The following is a 20,108-nucleotide window of genomic DNA, read 5'->3' as shown; positions in this document are numbered from 1 at the left end:
TATCACGGCCTGCTGGCTCTCCAAGGGAACCTGAGGCTGAGGAGTTTCTACCTTTGCCATCTCTACTGCATTAACATTAACCCGCGGCAAATTTACACATTTTGTTTCAATTTCGTGCGGAGTTAGGTATAAACTTACCCAATTACTGACAGTTTGGACGTTAGGAAGACCATATTTCATGGCTATCACCTTACGTTCCTCACCACTTTGCAGATATTCCACTGCTACGGCACGCTTGAAAGCGCGTGCAAAACGTTGACCTTTTCTCATAACTCTTTTTAACTTTAAAAGGTTTGGCAGGAGTCAACGTATTTCAGGCTAAGACAACGTAACATCGTGACAAAGTGTCACTTTTTTACTAAAACACAACGACAGGTATCTCCCTATCTAAAAGGACAACAATTAAGATACAAGAGTAACGTTATTACCACCTCATAGTGCCACTATAAGCAGCCAATAGCGGCACTCCTACATCAATGCTGCACAACTACAATCTCTGTGCCAAATGACCCATATGCTGAAAAAATCTCGAAAGCCCCGTGTACACTGATGTTAGAAAGAAAAGTTTTTCATAATAAAACTAAAATAATTGTCAAACTCCGAAAAAATTTGTATCTTTGCAAACGATATGAAAACATAGTAATTAAAAAGCAAATCCGAGATTCGCTTATTAGCAAAAAGAACAGAACGAACGACACACGGAAGATTCGAGAAACCACATAAGAAAGTAAACAAACTTTCGAGAAACCATATAAGAAAGCAAACAAACTATAGTGTTAGAAAAGATAAATAGAGATCTGTCGCTGAGAATTAGCCTGCTGGCGGTGCTGTCTATGACAACATTGCTTGTGCTATCGCTATCTGTCATGCTGGTAAAAACAAAAGAGGCCATCATGGAAGACGCCGAAAAACGAGCAGAAAACACGCTGCAGGGAACTTCGGAAAACATTGACAACATACTGCTCAGCGTGGAAGAAACTGCGGGCAACATGCTTTTCAACATGGTGTACTATCTGGGACGTCCTGAGAGAATGTATACCTACTGCCAGCAGCTGATTGAGGCCAACCCCTACGTGACGGGATGCGTCATCGCCATGCAGCCGGGCTACTACAAGCAGGAACCCTACTTCATGGTGTATATGCACCGACTGGAGACCAGCGATCAACCTGGATCTGACTCGCCCATCATCCGCGACAACCGACTGCCCACACGCCCCTACTTCGAACAAACATGGTGGAGAAAAGCACACAACGAGCGACATGCCATCTGGCTGAACCCACAGGAAGACAGCGAAACGGGCGATGAACCATTCATATCGTACTGCATGCCCATTCCCGATGCCAACATGAAGACCATCGGCGTGGTGCGCATGGATGTGTCCATGGGGCTGCTGTCCAACATTGTGGCTGCTGCCAAGCCCTCTACTCACTCTTTCTGCGCCGTACTCGACAAAGACGGCTCGTTCATCGTGCACCCCAATGGTAGCCACTTGATACCGCACACGGCCGACAAGCTGCAGGGCGAGTCGCTCAAGAAAGTGGTGGACGACATGAAAAGCGGCAAGTCGTCGCACAACATCCTAAACTTCAACGACAACCAGTATTATGCTTTCTATAAGCCTTTTATGCACGCCAAAGCGCCTTATCGCGTGAATGAGAACTCGGGATGGAGCATCGGCATAGCCTACTCGGTGGACGACATCTACAGCGAGTACAACAGCGTGTTCAAGATGGCCGTGACGCTGGGCTTCATGGGACTGGTGCTGATGTTCGTCTTTGCACTCATCATCCTGCGCCACCAGCTGAAGCCGCTAAGCACCCTCAGCAACCAGGCAAAGCGAATAGCACTGGGCCACTACGACCGCCAACTGCCTAAGAACAAACGCCACGACGAGGTGGGCCGACTGCACAACGGCGTGGAGCGCATGCAGCTGGCACTGGCCAAGCACATTGGCGAACTGGAACAGCAAATCAACATGTTGCATGAGCGCAATAAGGTGTTGCACAAGGCATACAATCAGGCACGAAAGGCCGATCTGCTGAAGGTGGCCTTCCTGCACAACGTCACCAACCAGATGATAAAACCCGCACAAGATATTGACAACTACGTGGAGCAACTGAGGCAGATGGACGGCAACACCGAGGGACAAACGGCTGCCACACTGGCCGACAGCATACAGGAAAACGGCTACAGCATCACCAAGACACTGAACCACATACTGAGCCTGTCTGAAGAAGATATGAGAAGGGAGGTGGAGAGCCATGAATAACTTCCTAAAGAAATCATTCTCGGCAAAGATCAGCCTGAGCCTGCTCATATTGTCGCTTCCGCTATTCCTAGCCTCGGTTGGTGTGCTGTTCGTGCAAACACGAAGAATCGTGAAAGACCAATCGGTGGAGCGAGCCAACGGCACACTCTACACCACCATGCAACTGCTGAAACGCTATCTGATAACCGCCGAGTCGGCCACCAACTCAAACAGTTGGATGGTGGAAGAGGCGCTGAAACCCGACTCGCTGCTAGCCTTCTCGCAGCGCATCGTATGGATGAACCCCGATCTGGGCGGATGCTCCATATCCATGGAACCCGATGTGATAGACACAAGCATAAAGCCCTACTCCGTCTATACCGGGCGCAACGGCAAAGAGCTACAAACCGTGGTGGGCAAAGAATGCGAGCAGACGAACGTCATCAAATACAAGATACCACGCTACCTGAAGAAACCCTGTTGGGAGGTGTACTACAACCCCGCAGACTCACTGCCCTACACGCTGGACGGCATGGTGGCTTCGTATCATAAGCCACTCTACGACAACACCAAAAAGCGCTTTGCCGGCATCATCTCTACAGACCTATCCATGAATCTGCTCTCGGAGAAGATTGCCAAGATCAAGCCCTATCCACACTCGTACTTCATGATACTCGACGAGGACGGACACTACCTCATACACCCCGACTCTACCCGACTGATGAACAAGACCATTTTCAGCGAAAAGACGCCTGAAAATGACGCCGATATCATCGCACTGGGACACGAAATGACCAAAGGGGCCACAGGGCGCATGAACATCGAGATAGACGGCGAAAAAGCACTGGTGTGCTATCAACCTGTGCCCGGCACCACGTGGACATTGGCCGTGGTGTGCCCCGAGCGCGACATACTAAAGAGCTACACACAGTTGAAACACATCGTGACACTGCTGCTGCTCGTGGGCCTCTTCATCACAGCACTGACCTGCCACCGTGTGGCCAAGCGCAGCATGCGACCACTAAAGAAAATGCTGAAGAAAGTCAACGAGATCACCAATGGCAACATGGAGGTGCACATCGGCAAGAGCAACCGCACAGACATCATTGGCGAACTGCAAAACAGCTACAGCAAGATGCTGAACTCGCTGAATTTCTATATGGGCAGCGTGCGCTATACCACCGAACAAACCGAAAAGCGCAACAAGGAACTGGAGAAGGCCACCGAAAAGGTGCTGGAGGCCGACCGCCAGAAGACAAAGTTCATACAGAACATGACACACCAGGTGCGCACGCCGCTGAACATCATCATGGGATTTGCACAGGTGCTCAACACTGAGACCAACCACAAACAGCCTACCATCACCCCCGATGAAATCAGAAAGATAGCCGACACGATGTATAAAAACTCGAAGTGCTTGATCCGCATGATGCTGATGCTCTTCGACAGTTCTGACACCGGCAAAGAAGCCCTGAAGAACACGACCATCGATGAGATGGTGAACCCCAACGAGATGTGCCACGAGATTATAGACTTTGTACGAAAGGTCTACGACTACGTGCCCATCGCCTTCAAGACCGAGTTGCCAGCCAAGTTCTATATCAAGGCCAACGAGATGAAACTGAGATACAGCGTGTCTGAGATGCTGCAGAACGCCATACGACACTCAGACGGAAAGAACATCCTAATGGACATACGCTTGGTGAATGAGCACGTGCAATTCATCGTGCAAGACACCGGCAAAGGCATCTCGGCAGACGACCAGCAGCGCATCTTCAAATTCTTCGACAAGGTGGACGAGTTCACCGATGGATTGGGCTTAGGTCTGCCACTAATCAAGATGCACGCCAAACAAATGGGAGGCGACTTCTGGCTGGATACCAACTACACCGATGGATGCCGTTTCATCCTCGAAATGCCCTTGTAGTCAGCGCAAAGCCACACACGCCAACACCATCGAAGAGAAAAATAATTGCCTTTTTATTTGGTAGAAAAGTAGAATCTTTGTATATTTGCCATTGAAATATGCAAAGAATTACTAACCTTGTGAAAAAAAACTTATCACTTAAGATAAGTGTGATAAGCGTGTTATCTATGGGTATACTGCTCATGGCATCACTAGTTTTGATTCTGCATTACTCAAAAAGAGAAGTCAGAAACGACACCATACAGAAGGCTTCTCAGACACTCGATGCCACCATCTCAAGCATAGACAACGTGATGCTGACAGTGGAACAAACCACTGGCAACATCTACATCGCCCTACAACCCTTCATTGACAACCCAGAGAAGGTGCGCGAATACGCACAGAAAATCGTGGACACCAATCCTTGCGTCATCAGTTGCAACATCACGTTCGACAAAGACTATCTGCAACAAGACTGGCTCAGCGTGCCCTTGCAGACAGGACTGCCTACATGGAAAAACCGCCGCACCGAGCGAGACGAAAACAAAGAACCCATCATCACCTATATCATGCCTATGACAGACCGTCAGGGCGTGATCACGGTGGACATGTCTCTCAATCTCCTGTCGAAAATCGTGCTGGAAGCCAAGCCCTCAGAACACTCGTACTGCATCCTCCTGGATAGCGACGGCTCATTTATCGTGCACCCCAACAACCAGTTACTGAACAACGAGACGGTATTCGACATCTACGAACATTCGGCAGACAAACATATCAGCGAGGCGGCCCACAAGATGGTGACGGGCGAAAGCGGATACATGCCCTTCAGCATCGACGGCACACGCTTTTTTGTATTCTACAAACCCTTTGAACGCAGCTATCTGCCACACCTCTACAACGACGATATGAACTGGAGCGCAGGCATCATCTATCCCGAAGAAGACATCTATGGCGAATACGACACGCTGAAAATCGAGACAATAGCCATCGCCATCATAGGACTTATCATGATGTTCCTCTTCTGCTACGCCATCATCAACCAACAATTGAAGCCGCTGCAGATGCTGACGGAGAGAGCCGAAAGTCTGGCAAAGGGAAAATACGACGAACCCATACCCGACACGCATCATCACGACGAGATAGGACGACTGCAGAGCAACTTCCAGCAAATGCAGAAACGACTGGCTATGCATACAGAAGAGGTGGAACAGCTGACCAACAACTATCGTAAACACGGTGAAGAACTGAGCGACGCCTACGACCGAGCTAAAAAGGCCGATCAAACAATGACGGACTTCATGCACAACATGACCAACCAGATGATTCCGCCGGCACACGCCATCTTCAACGACGTGAAAGAACTATCTGACTTCCGACAGAACAAGGGAAGTAAAAGCCTAGACGAAATGGCTAGCGACATAGAACACAACAGCCAAGTCATTACCGAACTGCTGAGTAACCTGCTCTATAAGTCGGAAAACGACAGAAGAAAGGAGGCCCCCGATGAATAGAATACGCAAATCCTTCTCGGCCAAACTCTGCATCACACTGCTGCTGCTGGGTGTGCCTATCTTCTTGACCACACTTGGCGTGCTGTTCACCAAATCACACAACATGGTACGCAACGAGGCCATCGGACGCGCCAACAGTATCCTGTCGGCCACGGTGCAAAAACTGGAACGCCAGCTGATGGCCATCGAGACCGCCACACACGCCTATCAATGGATGGTGAAACGCCACTCGAACACCGACTCACTGCTGGCCATCACCAACCGCGTGGTAACACTGAACCCACGCGTGGACGGATGTTCCATCAGTGCTGAGCCCTATGAATACAGCAATTTTGGGAAATACATGTCCGTTTACACCATCAGGAAAAACGACACCATACAGTCGGTTTATGAAGAAGACTACGACTACCACAGCCAGAAATGGTACTCCTCTCCTAAGACAAAAGGGCCTCGCTGGGTGGCTTACTCCGATCAAGACGACACACTGGGATTGACACTCGACGGCATGATAGCATCCTACGGCATGCCGCTCTACGACAACGACAGCACCATTTGGGGCATCATCTCCAGCGACCTGTCGCTGCTCAGGTTGTCTATCATGATGCAGAAAGAGAAGCCCTACCCCAACTCCTACGTGATGATGATAGACGAGGACGGACGCTACTTCGTGCATCCCAACACGTGGCTGCTGTTCAAACACACCATCTTCGAGAATACCGACAAAGAAGAGCATGCCGACATCATTGCATTGGCCTACAAAATGACCAACGGCAAGGAAGGCAACATGAACGTGACTATCGACGGTGAGCGTTGCCTGGTGTGCTATAAGCCCGTGCCGGGCACCACATGGAGTCTCGCCATCGTTTGTCCAAACAACGAAATTCTGGCAGGCTATCACCAATTGACAGCCATCGTCATCGCACTGATTATCTTCGGGCTCATCATCATCATGACACTGAGCTACAAGACAGCATCCGAAGCCATGAAGCCCCTGCATGCATTGCTGGAGAAAACACAATGCATTGCCGACGGCAATATGGAGGTATTTGTGTCGAAGAGCAAGTCAACCGACGTCATTGGCCAATTGCAAAACAGCTTCGCCACGATGGTGCAATCAATGAACATACACATGGGCATCGAACAATACACCATAGAACAAACCGCCAAACGAAACGAAGAACTGTCGAAAGCCATCGAACAAGCACAGGAGGCCGAAAAACAGAAAACCATCTTCATACAGAACGTGACACATCAGATACGCACGCCACTGAACATCATCGTAGGTTTCATTCAGGTGTTGAGCGATACGACCATCAACACAAGCGACAGTCCCTTGAACGACGACATATCGGAAGAAGACGCCAAAAGCATCATCAACACCATGTTTCACAACGCCGTAATGCTCTATCGTATGGTATTAATGCTCTACGACAGCTCAGACACCGGTATGTCTCAAGAATTGATGACCACCGCACGTCATGAAACCGTGAACTGCTACACCCTGGCACAGGAAACAATCAAGTATATCTCACGCTCATTCCCAGAGTCTCACATCGACATTGTGATGAATGTGCCACAAAATCAGACCATTCGCACAAATCACCTGTTTATGATGCGCACCTTACGAGAGATTATCTATAACTCAGCAAAATACTCCGATGGTCAGCACATCAAATTGATTATAGAGCAAACCGACACCACCGTCAAATTCATCGTAGAAGACATAGGAAAAGGCATCAGCGAAGAAATACGCGAGCAGATGTTCAAGTTCTTCACCAAAGTTGACGTACTGTCCGAAGGTCTTGGACTGGGGCTGCCCCTTGCTAAGCGACATGCCCAGAACCTAGGTGGCGACCTGACACTCGACACCACCTATACCGAAGGATGCCGCTTCGTCATCGAAGTACCAAAATAGAAAAAAAAGGCATTGGAAGTCTTATAAGCCACACATCATCCTCCCCACCGAGGGGAAGGCGGGGCACAGACTTCATATATCACCCAAAAATTTGGTGGAAAACAAAAGTTTTTGTACCTTTGCACTAAACTTAATAAACTATAGTTTTAGGAAACATACATGAAACAGACCATCCTCGTTACTGGCGGAACCGGATTCATCGGTAGCCACACCACCGTAGAGCTGCAAGAAGCAGGCTACGAAGTAGTTATCATCGACAACCTGTCGAACTCTAATGCTAATGTCGTTGACGGCATCGAAAAGATCACAGGCAAGCGCCCTGTCTTCGAGAAGGTAGATTGCTGCGATATGGAAGCACTGGAAGGCGTATTCAAGAAATACCCCAACATCGAGGGTATCATCCACTTTGCTGCATCGAAAGCCGTGGGCGAAAGCGTAGAGAAGCCCCTACTCTACTATCGCAACAACTTGAGTAGCTTAATCAACCTGCTGGAACTGATGCCAAAGTACAACGTGAAGGGCATCATCTTCTCTTCATCATGCACCGTCTATGGTCAGCCTTCAGAAGAGAACCTTCCCGTGACAGAGAATGCTCCTATCCAAAAAGCGCTGTCACCCTACGGCAACACCAAGCAAATCAACGAGGAGATTATACAAGACTATATTCACAGCGGCGCGCCCATCAAGAGCATCATCCTGCGCTACTTCAACCCCATCGGTGCACACCCATCAGCTCTGATCGGTGAACTGCCCAATGGAGTACCCATGAACCTCATTCCCTTTGTCACACAGACAGCTATCGGCATCCGCCAGCAGCTGAAGATCTTCGGCAACGACTACGGCACACCCGACGGCACCTGCATCCGCGACTACATCTACGTGGTTGACCTGGCTAAGGCACACGTTAAGGCTATGGAGCGCGTACTCGACAAGCCCGAGACAGACGCCGTAGAGGTGTTCAACATCGGTACCGGCAAGGGATTGTCAACACTTGAGGTTGTACAGGGCTTTGAGAAGGCCACTGGCGTGAAACTGAATTGGACCTATGCACCACGTCGCGAAGGTGACATCGAAAAGGTATGGGGCAATGTAGATAAGGCCAACAAGGTGCTTGGTTGGAAGGCCGACACCCCAACAGAAGAGGTACTGAAGACCGCTTGGCGCTGGCAGCAGAAGTTGCGCGAAGACGGCATTCAATAAAAGAAACAGTCGTCTATAAAAGGACACTGATTTTGTGTTTGTGTTGTGATGGGTCCCGATGAGAATCGAGACCCATTTTATTTTGTGTCAACACAAAAACGTCTGCCTTATTGCTTAATCTTCTCCCAAGAATTATTCTGAGAAGCATTGATACCAAAAAGGATATCATAGACACTTTCCTTCTCCTTCTGAGTGCCTTTACCCTTATAGATATTGGCCAACTCATCCTTCTTATAGTCGGTCCATATCTGAGGTAACAAGCTAAGAGGCTTGTTGTCGTGAGCCTTCTTTAAGCAGTTTGCAAGAGCAGTGGTCACATTGCCACGACCACGCTCTACGTTGGATGCCATTTCGTCGAGGCCCATACGATAGTAGTCGTACTGAAGTTGGCGGAAAGGCTTGAGCGCTTCGTCCAAATAATCGTTTACAATAGCAAAACGATTGCGTGAATCCTCAAACGACTTCCATCCAGCAAAGCCCAAATCCTGTGCATTATTGACCAAGTTCATACAGCGCTGCAGCACATCGGTACCACCCATAGGCGAGAAGCTGTCGAGGTCGATGCCAATGATCAGGAAGGCATAGTAGCCCATCAGCGCCACCAGCTGATTGTCGATCACCTCCTCGTTGAAGTTCAACTGGTCGAACTGAACAAAGTCGAAGTCGAAGTTCTTGTCGCGGTTACTATAAAGCGTGGTGGTATATGCCGAATTATATACCGGTCGATTGGCTTGTATCATGGCCGTACAAGTAAAACGATTATTTGAGGCGTCATACTTGGTGACAGAGATATTGAACGTGCAATCAATACGCTCATTCTCTTGAAACTGAAGGTCTGTCCACTGGCGTTCGTTCATGAATTGCTCCAACGTCTGTTTCAGATTATCAAACACAGATTTATCTGTGCCCTGCACCTGCTGCGAGTTGATATTGATGCGCACCTGCAACTCCTGTGCCGCAGCTGGTACGGAGAGCAGAAACAAGGCAACGATGACGGAGCAGACAGATCTGAAAGACTGCAATATGAAGCACTTCATAAACGAAACGAATTAGTGAATACGGTTACATAATTCATCAACGATATCGCTGGCCACAGCATTCTTAGGCTTACGATCGTAATCACGCTTGCCATCACGAGAGATGATAGACACCTGATTCTGGTCACTTTGGAAACAAGTGCCAGCATTACGAAGTGAATTAAGAACTATAAAATCCAGATTCTTCTTCTCAAGTTTGTGCTGGGCATTTTGTTGCTCATCGTTGGTTTCCAAAGCAAAACCTACCAGCACCTGATCAGGCTTCTTCATCTTACCTAACTGGGCAGCAATATCGGGATTGGGCACCAGATGTATATCCATTGTCTGCCCCACTCGTTTGATCTTCTGTTCTGCCACTTCAGCAGGACGGAAATCGGCAACAGCAGCACACAGAATGGCTGCCTGACATGATGGGAATGACTCGGTAGCTGCCGCATACATCTGCTGACAACTCTCGACTGATACCACCTTAATACGAGGATGAGACGTTGTAAGCGACACAGGGCCTGAAACAAGAACGACCTCTGCACCTCTGTTGGCACACTCCTCAGCGAGGGCATAACCCATCTTTCCACTAGAGTAATTTCCAATAAAACGCACTGGATCTATCTTCTCATAAGTAGGACCTGCCGTAATAAGAATCTTCTTACCAGAAAGTTCTGCCGTATGCGTGGCACCAGAAGAGGCGGCATTAGAAGGTGTTGCAGAGAAATAATTATCAAGATATGAAACTATCTTCTCGGGATCCTCCATTCGTCCCTTACCCTCAAGACCGGAAGCCAAGAAACCACTCTGCGGTTCAATGATGTGGTTACCGAAACTTTTCAGCGTTTCCATATTCTGCTGAGTGGTGGGATGAGCATACATATCAAGATCCATAGCTGGAGCCACAAATACGGGAGCCTTCATCGACAGATATGTAGTTATCAGCATGTTGTCAGCTACGCCATGAGCCATCTTGCCCAACGTAGAAGCTGTGCAAGGCGCAATAAGCATCGCATCGGCCCACAAGCCCAACTTCACGTGAGAGTTCCATGTTCCATCACGCTGAGAGAAAAACTCGCTGACCACAGGTTTCTGTGTCAAGGCCGACAAAGTGATAGGCGTGATAAACTCCTTTCCTGCCGGTGTGATAACCACCTGAACCTCGGCGCCACGCTTCACCAGTTCGCGAATGATGAGACACGACTTATAGGCCGCAATTGACCCAGTGATACCTAGAACTATTTTCTTTCCTTGTAACATGAACTATTGTCTAAATGGAACGCATGCGAATGCGCGTGAGTACCTGCTTAGTATTATAGGTGAAGTCGCCACCCATAATCCAAGAGTAGTAGCCGGGATCATGCTGCAGAACATCGACCACGGTGCGTCCCTTGTACTTTCCGAAGTTGAAACACTCTACGAGTACAGGCTTTCCATCTTTGTCTAAGATGGTGTTTCCCTGTGCATCCTTAGCCTCGCCCCACACAACACGACCGGCGAAATCAACATTATTATTCGTCTTAGAATACTCTGCCAGACAATCCATATCGTTGGCAAGCACTCGTCCTTCGGTGTCCTCGCCTAACTCGCGCTGATGCTCCTCTGTGTAGTAGTCGAGCTGTCCCATCAGAACACGATAGGTAGCCTCGGTATCTTGATCGGCACGATGCGCTTCGAAGTCATCCTCCATGCGACGACCACAATAGAACTTATAAGCAGAAGCCAGGTTGCGACGTTCCATCTTCTTAAAAATGTTGCAAGCATCAATCAGGCGACATTTTGAAAAGTCGAAGTCGATGCCTGCACGCAGAAACTCCTCTGCCAGCAAAGGTATATCGAAATGATTTGAATTGAAACCTGCAAAGTCGCAACCCGTAAACTTATCGCTCAGGGTCTTTGCCACCTGCTTGAAGGTGGGCTTATCCTTAACATCATCATCCGAGATGCCAGTCAACTCGGTAATGACAGGCAGGATGTGGCACTCGGGATTGATCAGATAGTCGCCACGTTCCTCTTCGCCATTAGGCATCACCTTGATAAAGGAAATCTGGATGATGCGGTCCTTGACTAAATCAAGACCGGTCGTCTCCAAATCGAAGACTATCAATGGTTTTGTTAGATTCAGTTTCATTTTAAATAAGTCCCCTAAGATAGGGGATTAGGGGTCTGAACAAACGACAATCAGACACAATATATAACAAGAATATGGGGGTCTGCGTTTGTTCAGACCCCCATCCCCCTAACTTAGGGGGCTAGATTAATCATTTATCAACATGGGCATCATGAGCATCAGCACGTCCTGGTTCTCGGGCTGTTCGGAAGGAATAACCAAACCTGCGCGACTAGGATCGGCCAACTGTATGATGACCTGCTCGCAGTCGAAGTTATTCAGAATCTCAATGAATGAAGATCCCTTGAAACCAATGCTCATAGGCATGCCGTTGTAGTCGCACGACATTTTCTCTGTAGCTGTCTTCGAGAAGTCATAATCCTCGGCATCGAGCTGCAGCACGCCATTCTCCACGTGGAAGCGAATCAGATTGCTAGAGTCGTTAGAGAAAGGCTGTACGCGACGCAGAGCAGCCAGCAATCCCAGACGATCGACAGTGAGCTGATTGGGGTTGCTCTGAGGAATCACTGAGTTGTAATTAGGATAACGACCTTCAATCAGGCGGCACAGAATGACGCCATCCTCAAAATTGATCTCGGCATTACGCTCGTCGAAACGAATGACAACGTCTCCACCCTGCTTGCCCAGCACGCCCTTCAGAAGCGAAGCTGGCTTCTTAGGCAGAATGAAAGCAGCAGGTTGGTCACTGCTGATGGTCATAATCTTATTGCGCACCAGCTTGTGGCCATCGCTAGCCACTACTGCCAAACAATCAGGTGTAAGGTCAAAATAGATACCATTCATCACTGGGCGCAACTCGTCTTGAGCTGTGGCAAAGATAGAACGGTTGATATTTTCTGCCAGTAAAGATGTGGGGATATTGATTGTAGTAGCGCTGTCGCTTACCTGTTGTGCCTGGGGGAATTCGTCAGCATTCTCAACGGGCAGCGAGAACATACCGTTCTGATAGCTGATCTTAGCCAATTTCTCTGTCTGATTAACATCGAAAGTGATAGGTTGCTCAGAGATACCCTTAACGGCCTCAAGCAGATCGTGGTTGCCCACGCAGAAGCGTCCGTCGCCATCGGTATCTACCAAGTCGAGCGAGGTCTTCATCATCACCTCGCTATCTGATGCCGTCAGGTTCAGTTTTCCATCAACAATTTCGAAGAGGAAATCACCCAGAATAGGCAAAGAGTTTTTACTATTGATTACTCTTGAAAGAGCTACCAGTCGGCTGCTCAATGCTGTACTTGATATGGTAAATCTCATACTATAAATAATAATGTTTGATGTTTACAGTTTCGGACTACAAAAATACAAAAAAAGTTAGTCAGTAGCAAAATAATTGCTAATTAATTGTGAGATTTCAATCTTTTTTAGTAATTTCGCAAACGAATTTGCAAAAAACCAATTAAAATAATCAACAATAGAAATGGATTTAACAGGAAAAGTGATTGCCATTCTTCAGGCAAACAGCGGTGTATCTGCTCGTACAGGTAACTCTTGGATGAGCCAGGAGTACGTCATTGAAGTACCCGGACAATATCCTCGCAAAATGATGTTCCGCGTATTTGGCGAGGACCGCATCAAACAGTTCAACATTCAGGCTGGTGAGGAAATTACCGTATCGTTTGACATTGATGCTCACGAGTATAACGGACGCTGGTTCAACGAGATTCGTGCTTACAGCATACAGCGTGGTGCAGCCGGCCAAATTCCCGCCGCAACACCATTCGCACCTCAGGCAGCTCCCGGAGCTGACTCTGCAGCTACAGCTCCCTTCCCCCCTGCTCAGGAACCCGCAGGTGAAGGCACGGCTGATGACCTGCCCTTCTAATTGAAACTATAGTTCTATACGACAATATCGATAAAAGGAAGAGCCCTATCGGTTCTTCCTTTTATCGTTGTGAATCTATGAATCGGAGTTCTGCCTCGAGCATTTCCAACTTTGGCAATCGGACGCCAGCCTTATGCGCTATTTCGATAGGTCGCGTATAAAGATACTGTATCTCCATAGGACGATGGAAATCGAAATCGAGTTTCATAGAGGGCGAATAGGGTGTCATCTCGTCGGTCATCTGTATCATCTTATCTACAAAGTCTTCACCGATGGCATTGATACCTAGAGCCTTAGGGACGCTAATAACCTCCATCATCAAGTCGCGGATGAGTACACGCGTAGAAGGGTTCTTCAACAAGCAGTCGGTTTGCGTATTGAGGGCAACTGTCATGCCGTTGAACGGCATATTCCACACGGCTTTACGCCAACGGGCTTCAGTATAATCCACCACACCGGCTTTGATACCTGCCGAGCAAAACTCCTCCACCAGGTTATTAAACATTTGTGCATCGCGACAAGAATAGTTGCCAAAGTTTATCTGTCCATAGCATTGATGATTGACCACACCCGGCTCTGTCTTAGCAGAACAAATAAAAGCCAGACCAGCAACGAGTTGTATGCCAGGAAAGGTTTGCTCAACATCTTGCTCCACACCAACGCCATTCTGTATAAGCACTACGATAGTATTTTCATGAAGCAATGGTGGCAACATCTCTGCTAGTAAATGATTATTAGTGGTCTTTAGTCCCACAATTACCACATCAACCTGGGGCATATCTGCCGTACGCTGATATACATTTACATGAGGTAAATGGAAAGAGCCGTCGCAAGACTGAACACGCAAACCGTGTTCACGTACGAACTGATAGTCACTATGCAACAGAAAGTGAACATCCTGTCCACTATATGCTAATTTGGCGCCATAGTAACCACCAATGGCCCCTGTTCCTATGATTGCATATTTCATGATATTCTATAAGGAGATGCGCAAACGTTATTCTACGACCTTAGCAGCATCGGCATGTTTATCCTGTGCCTTCTCGTAAGCTTTACGAGCACTCTCGGCTTTATTAGAAGCTTTCTCAGCAGCCTTCTGAGCTTGTTCAGCTTTCTTGGCTGCCTTTTCAGCTGCCTTTTGTGCTGCTTGATACTTCTTCTGTGCCTTCAAAACTGCAGCCTTTGCCTTCACTTCTGCCTTGATGGCATTTTCTTTCTTCTTCTGTTCTTTGGCTGCCTGTTTCAGTTCCTTGGCAGTCATATTCGAAGCATCTTTAACTGTTACTACGTTTTGGGCCTGAACCGTGCAACATGCCACAGTCATCAGGATCAACATAAATAGTTTCTTCATAATGTTAATAGTAAAGTTTATATAAATACTCTTCGTCCAGTTTTGCTGGCTTTTCAAACATACGAAATTACATTCTGAATAAAAGTAAGTGCGTATTTCTGTTTGCAAAAATAAGCATTTACATCTGAATATGCAAATTAAAGTGTCTCTTTTTTACGCTTTGGAATTTCATGCAAACATCTTCACCTAGTTGGAGCGGCAAGCCATGCTGTCCGTTGAAGTTTCCAGAAGTATCATGACTTGAGATGAGTTCTTTTCCAACCTAATAATGACACTTTACTGACATAAAAGCACCACTTCGGTAATTCACGACTTAAGTCAACAGACCTTTCGACTCTAGTCAACAGAGTTCACGACTTAAGTCGAAAGGTCTGTTGACTTAAGTCGAAAGACGCTATAGTGCCACTATTAAGACGGAATAGTGGCACTATCGGCAAACAAAAGTGCCACTATTCAGAACAAATAGCGGCACTTTTAATTGGGATTATTTAGGTATTCATCGCACCACAATGCGGACAGACGCCCTTTTCTTGCAGTCCTGCACCACAACGGCCACAGAAGTACTTTGCCCTGCTGGTGTGAATATAGCACCTGATAGCATAAACATAATATACTACAAGCAATGGGTATCCTATATAATATAAGGTGGAGATGCTGAACACGACATAATCAATGGCACAAACTCCAGCCAAACCTAGGCAGTAGAAAAATGCTTCTGTGGTGGACAGATGTCTACGAATATCATCGAGCGTAGCTAAACCAATGAGCAGCATGGCCCAAACTGAAGCCAGGAAAAGTCCAAGGTGAAGAGGAACGGCAAAGGGATTGAGCGTGGGATGATAGTAGTAGTGGCGCCATGAATCGGGATCGGCTAATTGTATGGTACTATAGAATACGGCCGACGACGCCACCAGGAGTGCAAGAGCGGTGGGATAGAACGAACCTATGTCATTGAAATGCACCAAACGCGCACGTTTGCGATAAAGATGGCGAATAATGAACGTGGCTACCACCAAGGAAAGAAATGCCATAAAGATGAGCAGGTGGGTGTCGGAGAAGGAATCAATAAACTGCGAGATAGGATTATCAGGCTCCACTCCCTTCAGCAGCTCACTCTCGTGTGTCCACCCCATGGTCAGCTGGTCGCGAGCCACCTGAACCCACACTGAATCGATAGAATCTGAAGGCATTGTCATAATATCGGCTACAACCAAGCGATCACCTCTCTTCACAGAGAATGTATCTATCAGCATGCCACTCAGATACTCAGATGGCTGCTGATTGATAAGCTGCACAGAATCGGCCTTCACGAAGAAATTGTAGTTGCGTGTATAATGATGAGTTGTATAGAAGGAGATGGAGTCCAACTGATCGTCGGTCAACTCCCACGCATCAGAGGTTTCCACCTCTTGACGATAACAACTAGTGAACGTCAAAGATAGAACTAGAAGAAGATATACAACCTTACGCATCGGCATAAACATTCATTTGACATTGTACACAATCAAACTCCAATCGGAACTCACGGCCGTCGGACAAGCGTAATCGCAGGGGCTCTTTCCACTCGGGACGCTTACCACCATGCTTGACACAATATCCCATCGAGAATCGAATGCAATGACGACATTGCATCAGTTGGGCATCAGCAGGCTGACGGAGCTCGAAGGCTGGCTCCGGCTTTACACCGCGCTGTTCGTAGAACGAACGAGATAAACTGTTAGATACATTATAAGAGTAGCTACGCTTATAGGGCGGCGGTGGCAGCAAGGGCAGCTCTTTCAACGGTGTGGCAGCTGCTGTGTTCTCACTACGTTGTTGCAACAGGGTTACTGCCTGACGACGCAGATTGGCCAACAAACTACTTGGAATGAAATAGTTGAAGTCATCAGGCAATCGTACCTCTACACACTCATAGGGTGTGCCACCTAGTTTTTCCAGTTGTCGGACAATATTCTCACGTTGTGGTTTCTGTGCCACTTGGAGTTCTGCTTCGATAGTAGCCACCACTTCTTCTTTCGACAAAACATGACCGTTTTCATTAAAAGAAACGACTTCATCCATCGACAAAGAGAAGCCACTATCAGTCGCATGGAGCGACATCACCACAGGTATCTTGCGTTCGGCACTAGGCTTTGCCAAAAGGCGTTCCATCTGCTGATCATTACTACGATAGAGCGCACTTCCTGGCTTCAAGCCACGAGGCATCTTGAGCGGATAGAGGCGGTTGCCTTCGGCACGGTTAACACGAAAGCCTTCCAACTCGCGCTGCTCGTTGATGAAACAGAGTCCATCACCATTGGCAAAGGCAGCAACACTTGCTACATTAAATGAATTGCCGCGCAGTTCCTTCACCTTCCCGACATATTCACCAAGTGCCTTGGGGGTATTTGGCGACCATACGGGTTGACGTTTGTCACCAAGGAAATAAGTAGTATAGCCACGATTGAACGTGCGGTTCAAGTCGGGGCGGAAAGTATAGGTACAGCGCCCTTTTGATGCTCGCTGATAGCGCTCTGGATGACGCGTCACCAACTGATTGAGGGCCTCACTATAGGCAGCCGTAACATTCTTGACATACGACAGATCCTTCAATCGACCTTCAATCTTAAACGACGTAGCACCTGCATCAGCCAAGGCCTCAAGGTTAGACAGTTGGTTCATATCCTTCAATGATAGCAAGTGGCGCTGATGCTCCCACTCCACCCCATTGGCATCGACCAAATCGAACTTCATCCTGCAAAACTGTGCACATGCGCCACGATTTGCACTGCGGTCGAAGCAGTACTGCGACGCATAGCAGAGACCTGAGTAACTTACACACAGGGCACCATGAACAAAAACTTCGAGTTCTGTATCAGGCAACTTCTGATGAATGTTTTCTATATCGCGAAGCGACGACTCACGCGCCAGCACCACGCGACGAAAGCCAAGATCACTAAGCCACTGTACCTTCTCTACCGTTCGGTTGTCGGTCTGCGTAGAGGCATGTACAGCCACCTTAATTGCCTCATCGTGCATGATCTGCAACACGGCCATATCCTGTACCAGGATGGCATCAACACGAGCCTGCTCAAGACCATGCAGCAAAAGTCGAGTATCTTCGATTTCCTGGTCGAAAAGAATCGTATTGACCGTTACATAGACCTTGGCGCCATACAAGTGAGCATATCGACAAAGCTCAGCAATGTCTTCCAAACTATTACCAGCAGCCACACGCGCGCCAAAACGACTAGCTCCAATATAAACGGCATCAGCGCCATGATCTATGGCGGCTTTTCCGTATTCCAGATTCTTGGCAGGAGCCAATAGTTCAAGTGCTCTCATTATTTAATTTGATTAATGTCGTATGGCGTCTCTTGATAGACGTAATAGTTGATCCAATTGTTATAGAAAAGATTGGCATGCGCACGCCATGTTACCAGAGGATCCTGCGAAGGATCATCATGGCGATAATAATTGCGAGGCAGATCTACATCATCACGTACGCCCAAGTCACGTTTATATTCATTATCAAGCGTATTGGGAGAATACTCCATGTGACCTGTGATGAAGAACTCACGGCCTCCACGTGCCATAACGATGCTGACACCACTATCTTCTGAGTTAGCCACCACATGCAGTTCCTCGTGCTTCTGAATGTCGGAGAGGTGAATCTCTGTATGTCGGCTGTGGGGCATCATGAACACATCATCGAAACCACGGAATATGGGAAGATGTGGTTCTAGAATATGCTGTTCGAAGATACCAAACATTTTCTTGGGCAGAGGATACTTTGGTACACCATAATAGTGATACAAACCTGCCTGAGCTGCCCAACATATATATAAGGTACTCGTCACGTGTGTGCGAGCCCAATTAAAGATTTCTGTTATCTCATCCCAATACCCTACTTCCTCAAATGGCATACCTTCTACTGGAGCACCAGTGATAATCATGCCGTCGAACTTCTCGTGGCGCAGTAGTTCAAAATCGCGATAGAACATCATCATATGTTCGATGGGGGTGTTCTTTGGCGTATGACTACGCAGTTTCATAAAGCTAACTTCAATCTGCAAAGGGGTATTTGATAGCAAACGAATCAGATCGGTTTCTGTCGTTATCTTCAAGGGCATCAGATTCAATATCACAATACGCAGCGGACGAATATCCTGTGCATGCGCCCTTGAGTTATCCATCACGAAAATATTTTCCTGCTTAAGTAGGTCTATGGCAGGAAGTCTATCTGGTAATTTAAGAGGCATAGTTTTTTACTTACTATTATATATCTTGTGTTCTTATGACGATGGCAGAGACATTGTCTATACCACCGGCATCTTCTGCAGCCATACACAAGGCATCTGCATCAAAACCATCGTTGAGTAGCTGAGCAATACTCTCTTCGTTGACCATTTCCGAAAGGCCATCGCTGCAAAGAAGCAGGGTGTCACCATCGCGAAACAGCTTAGTGAAGTTTTCCATATCGATATAGCTGTGCTTATTGCCGCCACCAATACAGTTTGTCACATAGCCCGAATGCTGAGCAGAATTAAGTGTATGATCGGTGGTCAGTTGCTGTAGATGACCATCATGGAGCAAATACAAGCGACTATCACCACAGTTAATCCAATAAAACTGCCCCTGATAATATGCGAAAGCCACAAGAGTGGTTCCCATATCTGAACACTCTTTATTAGACAGGCCCTGCGAACTAATTTGTATGGAGATGCTACGCAACCAATCGTCAAAGAGTTTACGAAACTCCTCATCACTAAGTCCGGTAGGAATATCGCTGTAAAAGAACTGCAGATTATTTAGCACCTCTTTACTCGCAATATCTCCACCACTATAACCACCCATACCATCGGCTACAGAACAGAGGTAGCGATCGGTTTTTTCAAGGGTTACAATTTTTCTCACTTTGGCATTGCGCGCACACCAATCGCCAACAAGAACCATATCCTCATTCTTGCTTCTGACACAGCCTGTATGACTGGCAGCTGTTATAAACAAATGTCTCATGGTCAT

Annotated in this window: 17 protein-coding genes; 6 read left to right on the top strand and 11 right to left on the bottom strand. The window is 47.5% G+C overall.

Going from position 1 to position 20,108, the window contains the following annotated elements; translation table 11 throughout:
- The coding region (locus T433_RS0113710; protein WP_027456178.1) for a helix-turn-helix domain-containing protein at positions 1-270 on the bottom strand (270 nt) is incomplete at its 3' end.
- A 503-nt stretch (positions 271-773) separates the two neighbouring features.
- Between T433_RS0113710 and T433_RS0113705 the strand changes: the two genes are divergently transcribed.
- The 5 genes from T433_RS0113705 (at position 774) to galE (ending at position 8,781) form a co-directional block, all read left to right on the top strand.
- Complete coding sequence (locus tag T433_RS0113705; RefSeq protein ID WP_155808520.1) at positions 774-2,270, top strand: HAMP domain-containing protein; 1,497 nt, start codon at positions 774-776, stop codon at positions 2,268-2,270.
- Complete coding sequence (locus T433_RS0113700) at positions 2,263-4,176, top strand: HAMP domain-containing histidine kinase (protein ID WP_027449793.1); 1,914 nt, start codon at positions 2,263-2,265, stop codon at positions 4,174-4,176. Before T433_RS0113705 ends, T433_RS0113700 begins: the two co-directional genes overlap by 8 nt.
- 182 nt (positions 4,177-4,358) lie before the next feature.
- The gene (locus T433_RS0113695) at positions 4,359-5,666 is read left to right on the top strand and encodes a HAMP domain-containing protein (protein ID WP_248616534.1); all 1,308 of its coding nucleotides are present in this window, start codon (positions 4,359-4,361) and stop codon (positions 5,664-5,666) included.
- Complete coding sequence (locus tag T433_RS0113690; RefSeq protein ID WP_027456175.1) at positions 5,659-7,581, top strand: sensor histidine kinase; 1,923 nt, start codon at positions 5,659-5,661, stop codon at positions 7,579-7,581. The genes T433_RS0113695 and T433_RS0113690 overlap by 8 nt, the downstream gene beginning before the upstream one ends.
- A 159-nt stretch (positions 7,582-7,740) precedes the next feature.
- On the top strand, positions 7,741-8,781 hold the full coding sequence (gene galE / locus T433_RS0113685) for a UDP-glucose 4-epimerase GalE (RefSeq protein WP_027456174.1): 1,041 nt from the start codon (positions 7,741-7,743) through the stop codon (positions 8,779-8,781).
- A gap of 107 nt (positions 8,782-8,888) precedes the next feature.
- Here galE and porD read toward each other — a convergent pair whose 3' ends face one another.
- The 4 genes from porD to dnaN form a co-directional block, all read right to left on the bottom strand.
- Positions 8,889-9,818: a type IX secretion system protein PorD gene (gene porD, locus T433_RS0113680; RefSeq protein WP_044110036.1), complete on the bottom strand. Its 930-nt coding sequence runs from the start codon at positions 9,816-9,818 to the stop codon at positions 8,889-8,891.
- Positions 9,819-9,830: 12 nt separating this feature from the next.
- The gene (coaBC, locus tag T433_RS0113675; RefSeq protein ID WP_027456172.1) at positions 9,831-11,063 is read right to left on the bottom strand and encodes a bifunctional phosphopantothenoylcysteine decarboxylase/phosphopantothenate--cysteine ligase CoaBC; all 1,233 of its coding nucleotides are present in this window, start codon (positions 11,061-11,063) and stop codon (positions 9,831-9,833) included.
- A gap of 10 nt (positions 11,064-11,073) precedes the next feature.
- On the bottom strand, positions 11,074-11,934 hold the full coding sequence (locus tag T433_RS0113670; RefSeq protein WP_027449787.1) for a 3'-5' exonuclease: 861 nt from the start codon (positions 11,932-11,934) through the stop codon (positions 11,074-11,076).
- Between the two features lie 126 nt (positions 11,935-12,060).
- Positions 12,061-13,185, bottom strand: coding sequence for a DNA polymerase III subunit beta (gene dnaN / locus T433_RS0113665; protein ID WP_027449786.1), 1,125 nt, complete (start codon positions 13,183-13,185; stop codon positions 12,061-12,063).
- 163 nt (positions 13,186-13,348) lie between these two features.
- Here dnaN and T433_RS0113660 point away from each other — a divergent pair, with 163 nt between their 5' ends.
- Positions 13,349-13,753, top strand: coding sequence for a DUF3127 domain-containing protein (locus tag T433_RS0113660; RefSeq protein WP_027449785.1), 405 nt, complete (start codon positions 13,349-13,351; stop codon positions 13,751-13,753).
- Between the two features lie 61 nt (positions 13,754-13,814).
- Here the strand turns inward: T433_RS0113660 and T433_RS0113655 are convergent, their stop codons facing one another.
- The 6 genes from T433_RS0113655 to T433_RS0113630 form a co-directional block, all read right to left on the bottom strand.
- The gene (locus T433_RS0113655) at positions 13,815-14,723 is read right to left on the bottom strand and encodes a putative 2-dehydropantoate 2-reductase (RefSeq protein ID WP_027456171.1); all 909 of its coding nucleotides are present in this window, start codon (positions 14,721-14,723) and stop codon (positions 13,815-13,817) included.
- 27 nt (positions 14,724-14,750) lie between these two features.
- Complete coding sequence (locus tag T433_RS15605; protein ID WP_052342084.1) at positions 14,751-15,104, bottom strand: hypothetical protein; 354 nt, start codon at positions 15,102-15,104, stop codon at positions 14,751-14,753.
- Between the two features lie 488 nt (positions 15,105-15,592).
- On the bottom strand, positions 15,593-16,576 hold the full coding sequence (locus T433_RS0113645) for a zinc ribbon domain-containing protein (RefSeq protein ID WP_231478006.1): 984 nt from the start codon (positions 16,574-16,576) through the stop codon (positions 15,593-15,595).
- Positions 16,569-18,428, bottom strand: a complete 1,860-nt coding sequence (locus T433_RS0113640) for a peptidase U32 family protein (RefSeq protein ID WP_027449782.1) — start codon at positions 18,426-18,428, stop codon at positions 16,569-16,571. Before T433_RS0113640 ends, T433_RS0113645 begins: the two co-directional genes overlap by 8 nt.
- Positions 18,428-19,345, bottom strand: a complete 918-nt coding sequence (metA, locus tag T433_RS0113635) for a homoserine O-acetyltransferase MetA (protein ID WP_027449781.1) — start codon at positions 19,343-19,345, stop codon at positions 18,428-18,430. Before metA ends, T433_RS0113640 begins: the two co-directional genes overlap by 1 nt.
- 16 nt (positions 19,346-19,361) lie before the next feature.
- A complete protein-coding gene (locus T433_RS0113630) occupies positions 19,362-20,108 on the bottom strand; it encodes a PP2C family protein-serine/threonine phosphatase (RefSeq protein WP_027456170.1) in 747 nt (248 codons plus the stop codon).

It is taken from the genome of Xylanibacter brevis ATCC 19188 (genome assembly GCF_000621725.1).
In the GTDB taxonomy this organism is placed as follows: Bacteria; Bacteroidota; Bacteroidia; order Bacteroidales; family Bacteroidaceae; genus Prevotella; species Prevotella brevis.
This window is presented reverse-complemented; position numbering and strand designations above follow the sequence as displayed.

Coding starts and splice junctions, on each gene's coding strand:
- T433_RS0113630 (WP_027456170.1), bottom strand. CDS start 20,108: ATGACCATGAGACATTTGTTTATAACAGCTGCCAGTCATACAGGCTGT.
- T433_RS0113660 (WP_027449785.1), top strand. CDS start 13,349: ATGGATTTAACAGGAAAAGTGATTGCCATTCTTCAGGCAAACAGCGGT.
- T433_RS0113690 (WP_027456175.1), top strand. CDS start 5,659: ATGAATAGAATACGCAAATCCTTCTCGGCCAAACTCTGCATCACACTG.
- coaBC (WP_027456172.1), bottom strand. CDS start 11,063: ATGTTACAAGGAAAGAAAATAGTTCTAGGTATCACTGGGTCAATTGCG.
- T433_RS0113700 (WP_027449793.1), top strand. CDS start 2,263: ATGAATAACTTCCTAAAGAAATCATTCTCGGCAAAGATCAGCCTGAGC.
- T433_RS0113640 (WP_027449782.1), bottom strand. CDS start 18,428: ATGAGAGCACTTGAACTATTGGCTCCTGCCAAGAATCTGGAATACGGA.
- T433_RS0113695 (WP_248616534.1), top strand. CDS start 4,359: ATGGCATCACTAGTTTTGATTCTGCATTACTCAAAAAGAGAAGTCAGA.
- T433_RS0113645 (WP_231478006.1), bottom strand. CDS start 16,576: ATGCGTAAGGTTGTATATCTTCTTCTAGTTCTATCTTTGACGTTCACT.
- T433_RS0113670 (WP_027449787.1), bottom strand. CDS start 11,934: ATGAAACTGAATCTAACAAAACCATTGATAGTCTTCGATTTGGAGACG.
- galE (WP_027456174.1), top strand. CDS start 7,741: ATGAAACAGACCATCCTCGTTACTGGCGGAACCGGATTCATCGGTAGC.
- porD (WP_044110036.1), bottom strand. CDS start 9,818: ATGAAGTGCTTCATATTGCAGTCTTTCAGATCTGTCTGCTCCGTCATC.
- T433_RS15605 (WP_052342084.1), bottom strand. CDS start 15,104: ATGAAGAAACTATTTATGTTGATCCTGATGACTGTGGCATGTTGCACG.
- T433_RS0113655 (WP_027456171.1), bottom strand. CDS start 14,723: ATGAAATATGCAATCATAGGAACAGGGGCCATTGGTGGTTACTATGGC.
- metA (WP_027449781.1), bottom strand. CDS start 19,345: ATGCCTCTTAAATTACCAGATAGACTTCCTGCCATAGACCTACTTAAG.
- dnaN (WP_027449786.1), bottom strand. CDS start 13,185: ATGAGATTTACCATATCAAGTACAGCATTGAGCAGCCGACTGGTAGCT.